Below are 13,245 nucleotides of genomic sequence, written 5' to 3' on the forward strand. Positions count from 1 at the left end.
TTATTAAATTTGTTTATCATGCAATCAAGCTCGCTCCTCGAATTTTACGAAAAACTTGCTGCGGTCACCGAAGGGGGAATGGATTATTTATTGCCGAATGGCCTTGATAGCGAGCATGGTCATGTAAATATTGTAGACGTAAAAGACCTTGCTTTAAGATATACCGGTGGTGACAATGCTATGCCCTACAATCGCAAAACCTATTACAAAATTAGTTTGGTTTGCGCTAAAAGCATTTGCGAATATGCCGACAGGGTGATACAGATTGAGCGTTACGCTTTGGTTTATGGCACTCCAAAAATTCCTTATAACTGGATCCCACAGGAAGAAGTAACAGACGGCTTCTTTTGCATTTTCACTGCCGACTTTTTAATTTCAGGAAATGCCGGCTTTGTATTAGATGAACTTCCGATCTTCCAGGCTGGCGGTTTTCCGGTGTTCGAAATATCTTCAGAGGACATCGAAAACGTAAAAAACATTTTTAAAAAGATACAGACTGAATTAAAATCTGATTACGCCTATAAATACGACCTTATAAGAAATTATGTTTTAGAGTTAATTCATTTCGGGCAGAAACTCCAGCCTCTCACATCAGAGCTTGTTACGCACAATGCTTCAGCAAGAGTTTCTTCTCTTTTCATGGATCTTTTAGAAAGACAATTTCCCATTGCTACTCCCGGTCAGAAAGTAAATTTGCGATCGGCTAAAGATTATGCTCACCAGTTATCCGTTCATATAAATCATCTAAACAAAGTTTTAAAAGAAAGTACCGGCAAAACTACCACCGAACATATAAATGGCAGACTCGTTCAGGAAGCAAAAATTTTATTAAGACACAGCGATTGGAATATTTCTGAAATAGCCTACAGTTTGGGCTTTGAGCAACTTTCTCACTTTTCTACTTTTTTTAAAAAGCAAACGTCTGTTTCTCCTAACACAATCAGAAACCAGGCGACATAGGGCAACGACTCTCTGAATTCGTTAAATAAAAGAGACACAAAATACTACCGGGCTTTAGATCGCCGCTTTCGCTATATAAGATCAGTTGTAGAAGGTTTCAAATCCTCATTAATCTTAGAACTTTTTTTTGTGTCTTTCATAGAGACATACACAAGTAACGAAATAAAAATACAACCGGTAATATACCAGTAGAAATAACTTTCATGGCCCTCGTTTTTAAACCATAGGGCTAAGTATTCGGCCGTTCCACCAAAAATTGCAACCGTTAAGGCGTAAGGCAGACCAACACCGAGAGCCCGCACTTGTGCCGGAAAAAGTTCTGCTTTTACAACCGCATTAATACTGGTGTAACCGCTTACAATGATTAAGCCAGCCATTAATAAAAAGAACGCAGTCCACTGTGACTGTGTATTTCCTAAAGCTGTTAGTAGGGGAACAGTAAATATTGTCCCTAAAATTCCGAAGCTGATTAATAAAGGCCTGCGTCCTATTTTGTCTGATAGCGCACCGAACAAAGGTTGTATAAAAATAAAAAGCAAAAGGGAGATAAAAGAAATTAAAGTGGATTCGCCTTTTGTAAGATGAACGGTATTTACCAGAAATTTTTGCATATAGTTTGTGTAAGTGTAAAATGCAAGCGTTCCTCCTAACGTCAACCCCACAACCGTTAGAACAGCTTTGGGATGTTTTAATAGTTCAGAAATAGAACCTTTTTTCTTCGACTCTTTTTGCGCTTCGAAAGAATCTGTTTCATGTAAATTACGACGCAGGTACAAGGCAATCAAGGCCAGAATAGCTCCAATTACAAAGGGAATGCGCCAACCCCAGGCATGCAACTGCTCTTCTGTGAGGAAAATTCTTTGCAGGAGTAACTGAATCCCTAAAGCAATCAATTGTCCACCAACCAAAGTGACATATTGAAAACTGGAATAAAAACCTCTACGATTTTCGGTAGCCATTTCACTTAAATACGTTGCTGATACACCATATTCTCCACCTACACTCAATCCCTGCAAAAGCCTTGCGAGCATTAAAAATACAGGAGCCGCCACACCTATCGAATTATAACCTGGTGTTAAAGCAATTAGTAAAGATCCGAACGACATCAATAAAACCGACAAAGTCATCGCTTGCTTACGACCAATTTTATCGGCTATTCCTCCAAACAACCATCCACCGATGGGACGCATTAAAAAGCCTACAGCAAAAATTCCCGCCGTATTTAACAACTGAGCCGTTTCATCCTGCCTGGGAAAAAAAGTCGCTGAAAAATAAAGCGAGAAAGCCGAATACGCATACCAGTCATACCATTCCACAAGATTGCCAATAGAGCCGCCAATAATCGCCTTGAGTCTTTTTCCTGATATTTTTTCCTGTTCCATACTGAGTTTGTTTGCTAAATGTAAGTATTTTCGTTTTGTTTTAATACTTCCGAAAAGTGCTCTACCACTAAATTATTTTGAAATGGGAAAAAGTTTTTAATTCCTACTAAATTAGTAGTATATTTGATAAATCATTTATTCCAGATGTTACAGAAAAAAACCAAATACGCCATAAAAGCCTTGTTATCATTGGCTAAAGTATACAAGGAGCAAAAACCAATGCGCATTTCAGAGATCGCAGCAACTGAAAAGATTCCACGTAAATTCCTGGAAGCTATTTTACTGGAATTAAGAAACCAGGGTATTGTAGGCAGTAAAATGGGCTCTACCGGGGGTTATTATCTGACAAAACACCCGGAAGAAATTATGCTGAGTAATGTCATCCGGTCAACCGGCGGCCCCATTGCCCTGCTGCCTTGCGTTAGTCTTAATTTCTATGAATCATGCAACGAATGTCCTAACGAACAAATTTGCGGCTTAAGGAATGTGATACTCGAAGTTCGCGAAGCCAGCATTAAAATTCTTTCTAAAACCAGTTTGGCCGATATTATTTTACGAGAAAAAAAATTGGAGAAAAAATCAAAATCTCAGCGCAAATGACCCATACAGGATATTAATTCCTATCATTCCCATAGGACTTATATAAAATAAACACATTTTTACTTGCACAGTCGGAATAAAACACTGTAATTTGCCGAAGTAAAAATGAAAACAAAATTCTACATCGCTTTAAAAAACCATTCGTCTATGATGTGTTGCTGCAAGATGCAACGGGTTCTGTGACGGAATGGATAGTTAAAAAACTGCCCCTCCGTGATAACGGCGGGGCTTTTTTATTGAGATAAAGTAGTTAGAATCAGGTTTAATCAGAGTTAAAGAAAATGCAAAGTTTCAGAACAGAATTAGAAAACGCAGTAGTTGAAAAAGATATCCTCGATCTTGAAAGAAAGATAAGGGAATTCAGAGAAGGGAAAATCCATGAGGACAAATTCCGGAGCCTGCGTCTTGCACGTGGCGTGTACGGACAACGTCAGCAGGGCGTGCAGATGATCCGCATTAAATTACCATTTGGAAAATTAAGCACAAAACAACTAGTTCGCATTGCCAATATCAGCGATGAGTATTCAAACGGCAACCTCCATCTTACAACCCGCCAGGACATACAGGTGCATTATGTCAGTCTTGACAAAACTCCTCAATTATGGGCTGAACTTGAAAAAGATGATATCACCTTGCGTGAAGCTTGCGGAAATACAGTACGTAACATCACTGCTTCGGCCGAAGCAGGAATTGATCCGGATGAAGTTTTTGACGTCTCACCCTATGCTCAGGCTTTGTTCAGCTATTTCCTGCGTAAACCTTTTGGACAAGAACTAGGACGAAAAATAAAAATTGCTTTTTCGAATAACGACAAAGATACCGCTGTAACATACATTCATGATTTTGGATTTATTCCCAAAATAAATCCCCAAGGCGAAAGAGGTTTTAAAGTGATGGTCGGGGGTGGACTCGGAGCACAACCTTTCCTGGCGCAGGTAGCTTTCGGATTTTTGCCGGAAGATAAACTTATTCCGTTTGTAGAGTCCAGTATCCGCGTGTTCGACCGTTACGGAGAAAGAGCGAGTCGCCACAAAGCGCGGATCAAATACCTTATTCAGAAAATTGGAATTGCTGAATTTTTAAAATTAACAGAGGAAGAAGAAAAGGCCATCGCCAACAAGACTGTGAAAGTTGATGCGGCAACCCTTTATCCTGAGCTTGAGAAAAGGGAGCTTGGATCTTTACCAGCTATTGATGACGCTGAATACTCAACATGGCTGCGGACCAATACCTTCCAACAAAAACAACCCGGTTATTTTGGAGTCTATCTAAAAATCCCTTTGGGAAATATCTCTTCGCAAAAAGCACGCGCCCTGGCTAACGTTATTGATCTGTACGCTGATTCCGCGGATTTGAGGATTACTATCAATCAGGGTATTCTTTTAAGATTCGTAACTAAAGAAACTTTACCCTTTCTGTTTTTCGCGTTAAATGAATTGGAACTTGCGAGTCCAGGATTTAATTCCGTTGCCGACATTACTGCCTGTCCGGGAACAGACACCTGCAACCTCGCGATTTCTAACAGTACTAACATTTCCTTGGAACTCGAAAAAGTTATTACGACAGAGTACCCTGAACTTATCTACAACCACGACATCCGTATCAAAATCAGCGGATGCATGAATTCCTGCGGTCAGCATGGCCTGGCTCAAATCGGATTTCACGGGAGTTCCTTTAAAGTAGGAACAAACGTGGTTCCCGCCCTGCAAGTACTCCTGGGCGGAGGAACAAAAAGCAACGGCGAGGGCAGGATTTCGGAAAAAGTAATTAAGGTAGCGAGTAAAAGAGCTCCTGATGTTTTAAGAATGCTTTTTAATGATTTTGAAAATAATGCCGTGGAAGGCGAATACTTTAATTCTTATTACGATAAAAAGGGAAAAGACTATTTCTATCAACTTCTAAAACCGATAGCCGATAATTCCACCTTAAACAACTCAGAGTTTTTCGATTGGGGTTCGCAGGAAAAATTCAGCACTGCCATTGGTGTGGGAGAGTGCGCCAGTGTGATCATTGATTTGGTTCAGACTTTATTTTATGAAAGCGAAGAAAAATTAAACTGGAGTGCTGAAGCCTTTGAAAATCAAAAATTCTCTGACAGCATCTATTATTCTTATGCGGCATTTATTCATGCTGCAAAAGGCTTACTACTCGATGCCGAAGTGCATGTCAACACACATCACAGTCTAATATCCGATTTCGATAAACACTTCGTGGAAAATGGATTAATAACGATTGAACCTACTTTTAAAGAAGTAGTTCTTCAAATAAATAAAAATGAACCCACTGCCAACTTTTCCGAATTCTACTTTAACCAGGCAAGTGCTTTTTTAGCACAGGTAAAAAATTACAGAACTTCTAAACAGAATTAATATGTCAAAACAGATAAATCCAAAGTTAACCCTCATAGGCGCTGGCCCAGGCGATAAAGAGCTTATTACCCTTAAAGGACTCAAAGCATTAAAAACAGCAGACGTTGTTTTATACGATGCGCTCGTTAACAAAGAACTTTTAAAAAGCGCTCCATCTGGCTCCTTAAAAATATTTGTTGGCAAACGTAAAAATTTACATGCCTATACACAGGAGCAAATTAATAACCTGATTGTAGACCTGGCGTTTACACATGGACACGTGGTGCGTTTGAAGGGAGGAGACTCATTTGTTTTCGGAAGGGGTATGGAAGAAATGCAACATGCCTTAGCGTTTAACATTGAAACCACTGTTATCCCCGGCGTTTCGAGCTCTATTGCTGTTCCTGCTTTAGCGGGAATTCCTGTGACACACAGAGGAAGCAGCGAAAGTTTTTGGGTACTGACAGGAACAACAAAAAACAATGAACTTTCTAAAGACATTCTGCTTGCTGCAAAAACAGATGCAACCATTATTATTTTAATGGGTCTGAACAAATTAAAAGAAATAGTAGAAATTTTTAGCAAAGAAGGGAAAGAAAAAACAGAAATTGCCATTATTCAGGATGGTTCATTACCTACTCAAACTATTGCCAGAGGCAACATTGAATCGATACTCACAATTACTGAAACCAAAAAGATAAAAGCGCCCGCCGTTATTGTTATCGGCGAGGTTGTAAAGCCACAAAGCCTGGTGTTAAAATCGGATTTTTCTTTAAATACCTTTTTAAACTAATGTATCCAAAATACAGAATATTCATATTGGTTTATTTTGAGCGATGTTGTTAAAGTTTGCCCTTCGCTTTAAGCGACTACACATACTTTATTAACTCTCAAAATTTGTATCAACCCATTTTATGAAAACACCATTTTACCTGTTAGCATTCCTCTTTACTATTAAACTTACAGCTCAAAATAATTTACTCCAGGTTAGCGGAGAAATCCGTGATAAAAAAAACAATGACGCGCTTGTTGGCGCAATCATTCAGATGAAAGGCAGCAACGTGGTTAGTACAACAAATTCAGAAGGGAAATTCACTTTAAAGTCTTCGTCTAAATTTCCATTTACCCTCGTAGTAAGCTATACAGGCTATCAAAACCAGGAATTTTTAGTCGAAAATGAAACGACTAAAATCAAGCTGGAATTAAATCCCCAAACACTTTTAATTGATGAAGTAGTCGTTTCAGCTTCACGCACGGAAGAAAGTATTCTTAAATCTCCTGTTGCTATTGATAAACTAGATATAATTACCATTCGCGAGACTCCCGCTCCTACTTTCTTCGACGCCCTCGAAAATGTGAAAGGTGTTCAAATGACAACTGGTAGCTTAACGTTTAAGGTTCCGAATACCCGTGGATTTAACTCGCCTAATAACTTTCGTTTTACACAACTGGTTGACGGCATCGATATTCAGTCACCAACGCTTGGAATGGCCCTTGGCAATACAATTGGTCCCAATGAACTCGACATTAAAAGTGTCGAAATAATTCCGGGCTCCTCATCCGCCTTGTATGGCGTGAATTCTATTAACGGACTCTCCAACTCTTTTACTAAAAATCCCTTTTTATTTAAAGGGGTGGGCGTCTATCAACGTACCGGAGTTAATCATGTGGACAATATCGATCACGGTTTAAGTTTTATGAGCGAATCTGCTTTTCGTATCGCGAATACGATTGGCTCTAAAGAACGTTTTGCATACAAATTTAACGCTTCTTATTTCCAGGGTGTAGACTGGGTATCGTCCAGCCCGACGGATCAAAATCCTTACCAGCTCACATCTTCAAATCCCAAATTTCCCGAGTTTACTTCACAAAACACGAATCCCGCTTATGATGGTTGGAATAATTACGGAAACGAAAGTAATAACACTATCCCTGTAATAGTTAACTACCAGGGGAAAACTCAAACCCTCAATGTTCGTCGCACTGGTTGGGAAGAGAAAGATCTGGTTGATCCCAATGTAAAAAATATTAAAATAGACGGAGCTCTGCATTACAAACCTACTAATAAAGTTGAGATCAGTTACAAATACCGGTTTGGACAAATGGACGGAGTGTTTCAAAGAGGCAATAAAATCCAATTGAAAAATGCAACACTTCAAAATCATGCCATAGAAGTCAAAGGACAAGCTGTGACTTTTCGTGCATACACCTCCATTGAAAACACAGGAGATTCTTACAATTTAAAACCTCTCTCCGATAATCTTGATCTTAGTTTTAAAGACAATAAAACATGGGGCAATGATTACAAAATAGCACTTCAAAATGCGGTGAATGCTGGAACAGATCTTGTGACAGCAAATCAAATTGCACGCGCGAAAGCCGACGCAGGAAGATACACAGCTGGTAATCCTGAATTTATAGCCATGCAAAATGAAATTGTGAAGATAAATAACTGGGACCACGCATCTTTAATATCTGACGCGCCAAAAACCGGTGGCGCAGCACTTTGGCAACGCAGCAGACTTTTTCATTCAGACATTCAATATGATTTAAGTAAATACACGTCCAAATATATCGACGTTTTAGTGGGAGCCGATGCACGTGTGAATGATGTTATTCCTGATGGAAATAATTTTGTGGATTTCAGTAAACCGCTCAATGAAAGAACCACTCCAGGCGGTAATGATGTTTATTACAGCAAAGTCGGCGGATTTGTTCAGGGAACAAAAAAACTACTGAAGGATAATTTAAAAATTATCGGCTCCTTACGTTATGATAAAAATTTTGATTTTGAAGGCAAATTTAATCCGCGCATTGCAATCGTATACACTTTTTTAAAACAACACAACGTACGTGTTTCTTATCAGGATGGTTACCGTTTTCCCGCTTTATTTGAAGCACTTTCTTTTGTAAATAACGGCGGGGTGCGACGGGTAGGAGGTTTACCAAAAGTAAATGACGGGCTGGGTTTCCTCGAAAATTCTTATACTAAAGCAAGTATTGATAATTTTTCAAGCGCAGTAAATAACGCTATCGCCGCAGGACTTACAAGAAACGCAGCGATCCTAAAAAATAAATCTGTGCTGGAAGTTGCGAACTTACAACAATTACAACCAGAGCATATCCAGGCTTTCGATGCGGGTTATAAAGCTGTAGTGTTTAAAAACCGTGTGGTGGTCGACTGGGATTTTTATTACAACATCGAAAAAGGATTTTTAGGCCAGGTGGAAGTGGGCGTTCCAACCTCAGGCGCTGTGGGTTCTGACAGTGCTGCTTTCGACGCTTATACCAGACAGCGTAATGTACGTTACCGTGTATTCACCAACGCAAAGAACACTTATTTTAGTTATGGTTCTTCTTTAAGATTGAGTTATAATTTCTACAAGACTTATTCTATTTCAGGAAACCTGAATTACAACGGTCTCAAAACACTCGATAAAAATGACATTTTTATTACAGGATTTAATACCCCTGAATGGTCTACCAATATCCAATTCGGAAACCGCGAGCTTTACAAACATTTTGGATTCAACATCGTTTGGAAATGGCAACAAAATTATTTATGGGAAAGTCCTTTGGCGACAGGAAATGTACCGTCTTTTAATACATTCGACGCGCAAATCTCATATCATATTCCAAAGATAAATACCGTTGTAAAAGCAGGCGGAACTAATATTCTGAACAAACGTTATTACCAGTACGCAGCAGGGCCTACTATAGGCGGACTTTATTACATCAGCGTTACTTACGATCTTAAATTTAAAAACAAAACAACCGACAGCGGTTCCTAAAAAAAATGGGCAACCTTACAAAACACTTATGTCAGCAGAACTAAAAAATAATCTTTTCCCTGTGTTCCTCAAATTGGAAGACTTTCGTGTGCTGGTTATAGGCGGCGGAAAAGTCGGACATGAAAAAGTTACAGCCTTGCTGAAGAACAGTCCTTCTGCAAACGTTACGCTTATTGCAACTAGTGTTTCCGAAGAAATAAGATTATTTCAGAATTCTTTTCCAAACCTTAAGATTTATCAACGCCCTTTTGAATCAGAAGATTTGACTGACAAGGATCTAGTAATCATTGCGATTAATAACAAACCAGAAAGTCTCATCATAAAAAATTTGGCCAAACAAAAAAACATACTCGCCAACGTGGCAGACACTCCTGAACAGTGTGACTTTTACCTAGGATCAATTGTTCAGAAAGGGCAAGTGAAAATTGCCGTTTCCACAAATGGTAAATCCCCAACGCTTGCAAAGCGTATCCGCGAGACTTTTGAAGACTTTTTTCCGCATGAAATAAACGAATCTATTGAAAGTCTCACCGAAATTCGTAAACACCTCAGCGGCGACTTCACTGAAAAGGTAAAGCAGCTCAATACAATTACGGCAAGCCTGGCAAAAGACGGAATAAAAAAAGAAAATAAAATCAGTAAACAACGTTTGTGGATTTACAGTCTTTCCATTCCCGCTTTATTGATAGCCGGCTACCTCGTTGGATTTTTTCTTCCGCCAGATGTACTGGGAGGCTACGCGTATCTTCTTGCACAAAGTGTAGACGCTTCCATTTTACTTTACATCCTGGCTGGCTTCGTGGCGCAGATGATTGATGGTGCGCTTGGCATGGCTTATGGTATAACTGCTACAACGTTCTTACTCTCATTTGGCGTATCTCCTGCTGCATCCAGCGCAAGCGTGCATGCCTCAGAAGTTTTCACCAGTGGTGTATCCGGGCTCATGCATTTGAAATTCGGAAATGTAAACACAAAACTTTTTAAGAGTCTTTTAATTCCGGGCGTTATAGGAGCAATTCTTGGCGCGTATATTTTATCTTCTTTCCAGAGTTATGGATCTATTATAAAAACTTTAGTTTCAGTATACACACTTATTCTTGGTCTTATTATCATTTTTAAAGCCCTGAACAAAGACAAAATTCGCCAGAAAATTAAAAGAATATTTCCTCTGGCATTGGTAGGCGGATTCCTTGATTCTATAGGTGGTGGAGGCTGGGGACCAATTGTTGCCTCCACTCTGATTGTAAGAGGAAGAAATCCGAAGTATACTATTGGAAGTGTAAATCTTGCTGAATTTTTTATCGCCCTCTCGAGCTCCCTGACTTTTATCACACTCATTGGTTTAACGCATTGGACAATTATTGCCGGTTTGATTATTGGAGGTGTAATTGCAGCACCCCTTGCCGCTTTTCTCGCCAATAAAATTCCAGCGCGATCTATCATGCTTTTGGTAGGAATCGCAGTTATTATTTTAAGTCTACAACGTATTTTATTTTAAATTATGATCACTACAGATATCGCCATTGTTGGCGCCGGACCCGTTGCACTTTTCGCTGTTTTTGAAGCAGGCCTTTTGAAAATGCGTTGCCACCTCATCGATTACCTTCCTCAGATTGGAGGACAGCTTTCTGAGATTTATCCGAAAAAACCTATTTATGATATCCCCGGATTTCCAAGTGTGCTTGCGCAAGAACTTATTGATAATCTCGCAAAACAAGCTGAACCTTTTCACCCAGGCTATACTTTAGGAGAGCGCATTGAAACTTTAGAAAAACAGGAAACTGATTTTCTACTTACTACAAACATGGGAACCCAGATAAACGCAAAGGTTGTAGTTATCGCTGCAGGACTGGGATGCTTTGAGCCTCGCAAACCAGAAGTAGAAGGACTCGCCAGATTCGAAAATGGAAAAGGTGTTAACTACATGATTCTTGATCCGGAAAAATACAGGGATCAGAAAATGGTAATTGCCGGCGCGGGAGACAGCGCACTCGACTGGACAATTTACTTAAGTGAAATTTGTTCAGAGCTCACACTTGTTCACAGAAGCGAATCTTTTAGAGGCGCTCCCGACAGTGTGTCTAAAGTACTTAAGCTTGCCGAAGAAGGAAAAATAAACCTCCATTTAAATTCCAATTTAAATTATGTGAATGGAAATGGAAAACTAAAAAGCGTTGCCCTTACCAATAGCAAAACCAATGAACAAACGGTAATTGATACAGATCATTTAGTGCCGCTTTTTGGCTTAAGCCCCAAATTAGGGCCAATTGAAGCCTGGGGTTTAAATATCGATAAAAACGCCATTGAAGTAAACACAGATGATTACTCCACGAACATTCCGGGTATTTATGCTATTGGTGACATCAATACTTACAAAAACAAACTAAAACTAATTCTCTGCGGATTTCATGAAGCTTCTCTCATGGCTCACAGCGCTTACAAATACATAAATCCCGGTGTAAAATACACCATGAAATACACAACCGTTAATGGCGTTAATGCATTCTAAAACTACTATGCTGAAAGAACTAAATAATCTTATTGAACTCACGCAAGGGGCGTCGCCAGAGCAAGCCTTAAAACTGCTCTGCGAGAGATTCCCAGACCAGGTCGTTTTTTCCACGAGTCTCGGTTACGAAGACCAGGTAATAAGTCATTTTATTTTTTCAAATAATTTGCCTGTTAAAGTGTTTACTTTAGATACCGGTCGCTTGTTTCCTGAAACCTATTCTGTTTTACAAAGCACCTTAGAACGCTACAAACAAACCATTCACACGTATTACCCTCAAACAGAAAGTGTCGAAAAATTAGTGACAGGAAAAGGTCCTTCCAGCTTTTATGAATCGGTAGAGAACAGAAAAGAATGCTGTTTTATTAGAAAAGTGCAACCGCTGAAGCGAGCTTTAGAAGGGCATAAAATATGGGTCACCGGCATCCGCGCCGAACAATCGGGCAACCGCAAAGGTATGCCCGCTCTTGAATGGGACGAATCCAACAACATCATTAAATTTCATCCTATCATTGACTGGACTTTTGAAGAAACAAAAGACTACGTTAAAAAATTTAATATTCCTTACAATAGTTTGCATGATAAAGGGTTTGTAAGTATTGGCTGCGGCCCTTGCACACGGGCAGTAAAAGAAGGAGAAGACTTTCGTGCCGGACGTTGGTGGTGGGAACAAAATGACAAAAAAGAATGTGGGCTTCATGAACACAAATAGAAACTAAAAGAGAAAAGAGAAATGACAAAACAAAAAGATTATTTAGATGAGCTGGAAGCAGAAGCCATTTATATTTTGAGAGAAGTGGCCGGACAATTCGATAAACCTGCGCTCTTATTCAGTGGCGGAAAAGACAGTATTTGTTTAGTGCATCTGGCCTTAAAGGCCTTTCGTCCTGGTAGATTTCCCTTTCCCCTGGTACACGTGGATACAGGGCATAATTTCCCGGAGGCCATTGCTTACCGGGATAAGCTTGCAAAAGAACTTGGAGAAAAACTCATTGTCAGAAAAGTAGAAGATACGATCAAACAAAAAAAACTGCAGGACGGTAAAGGAAAATTTCCCAGCCGGAACGGATTACAAACTTATACTTTGCTGGACGTAATTGAAGAATTTGAATTTGACGCCTGCATTGGCGGGGCTCGCCGCGACGAAGAAAAAGCCCGGGCCAAAGAAAGGATCTTTTCTATACGAGATGAATTCGGGCAATGGGATCCGAAAATGCAAAGACCCGAACTTTGGAATATCTACAACGGAAAAATAAACAAAGGAGAAAACGTTCGCGTATTTCCGATAAGCAACTGGACGGAACTCGATGTTTGGAATTACATCAAACGCGAAAACATTCAATTGCCTTCCATTTATTTTACCCATCAACGTGAGTGTGTATTAACCGAAAACGGCCAACTTATGAACGTTAATGAATTTATAAAGTTGGATGAAAACGATGTAATAGTTACAAGAAATGTACGCTATAGAACCGTTGGTGATATGACTTGCACAGCTGCCGTGGAAAGTGAAGCTACTAAAGTGGACGACATCATTCTTGAATTAAAAGATGCCAGGGTCAGTGAGCGAGGCGCAACGCGAATGGACGATAAAGTAAGTGAAGCGGCAATGGAAGACCGTAAAAAAGGCGGGTATTTTTAAAACAATTTAGAAA

10 protein-coding genes are annotated in these 13,245 nt (G+C 39.6%); 9 read left to right on the forward strand and 1 reads right to left on the reverse strand.

Annotated features, from left to right (window positions below):
* Positions 1-18 precede the first annotated feature (18 nt).
* Entirely contained in the window at positions 19-960 is a 942-nt protein-coding gene (locus CNR22_04235) for an AraC family transcriptional regulator (GenBank protein ID PBQ31010.1), read from the forward strand.
* Positions 961-1,031: 71 nt separating this feature from the next.
* Here the strand turns inward: CNR22_04235 and CNR22_04240 are convergent, their stop codons facing one another.
* Positions 1,032-2,342, reverse strand: a complete 1,311-nt coding sequence (locus tag CNR22_04240; GenBank protein PBQ31011.1) for an alpha-ketoglutarate transporter — start codon at positions 2,340-2,342, stop codon at positions 1,032-1,034.
* Between the two features lie 144 nt (positions 2,343-2,486).
* Here CNR22_04240 and CNR22_04245 point away from each other — a divergent pair, with 144 nt between their 5' ends.
* The 8 genes from CNR22_04245 (at position 2,487) to CNR22_04280 (ending at position 13,232) form a co-directional block, all read left to right on the forward strand.
* A complete protein-coding gene (locus tag CNR22_04245) occupies positions 2,487-2,942 on the forward strand; it encodes a transcriptional regulator (GenBank protein ID PBQ31012.1) in 456 nt (151 codons plus the stop codon).
* Between the two features lie 281 nt (positions 2,943-3,223).
* On the forward strand, positions 3,224-5,311 hold the full coding sequence (locus tag CNR22_04250) for a nitrite reductase (GenBank protein PBQ31013.1): 2,088 nt from the start codon (positions 3,224-3,226) through the stop codon (positions 5,309-5,311).
* Between the two features lies 1 nt (position 5,312).
* Positions 5,313-6,083 (forward strand): uroporphyrinogen-III C-methyltransferase, encoded by a 771-nt coding sequence (gene cobA / locus CNR22_04255; GenBank protein PBQ31014.1) that lies wholly within the window; start codon positions 5,313-5,315, stop codon positions 6,081-6,083.
* A gap of 121 nt (positions 6,084-6,204) precedes the next feature.
* Positions 6,205-9,081 (forward strand): energy transducer TonB, encoded by a 2,877-nt coding sequence (locus CNR22_04260; GenBank protein PBQ31015.1) that lies wholly within the window; start codon positions 6,205-6,207, stop codon positions 9,079-9,081.
* A 28-nt stretch (positions 9,082-9,109) separates the two neighbouring features.
* Positions 9,110-10,579, forward strand: coding sequence for a siroheme synthase (locus CNR22_04265; protein PBQ31016.1), 1,470 nt, complete (start codon positions 9,110-9,112; stop codon positions 10,577-10,579).
* 3 nt (positions 10,580-10,582) lie between these two features.
* Positions 10,583-11,590 carry a ferredoxin--NADP(+) reductase gene (locus CNR22_04270; GenBank protein ID PBQ31017.1) on the forward strand — a complete coding sequence of 336 codons (1,008 nt, stop codon included), beginning with the start codon at positions 10,583-10,585 and terminating at the stop codon, positions 11,588-11,590.
* A 7-nt stretch (positions 11,591-11,597) separates the two neighbouring features.
* Positions 11,598-12,302 (forward strand): phosphoadenylyl-sulfate reductase, encoded by a 705-nt coding sequence (locus tag CNR22_04275; protein PBQ34811.1) that lies wholly within the window; start codon positions 11,598-11,600, stop codon positions 12,300-12,302.
* Between the two features lie 21 nt (positions 12,303-12,323).
* Complete coding sequence (locus CNR22_04280; protein ID PBQ31018.1) at positions 12,324-13,232, forward strand: sulfate adenylyltransferase subunit CysD; 909 nt, start codon at positions 12,324-12,326, stop codon at positions 13,230-13,232.
* Positions 13,233-13,245: the final 13 nt, after the last annotated feature.

It is taken from the genome of Sphingobacteriaceae bacterium, from assembly GCA_002319075.1.
Lineage (GTDB): Bacteria > Bacteroidota > Bacteroidia > B-17B0 > Aurantibacillaceae > Aurantibacillus.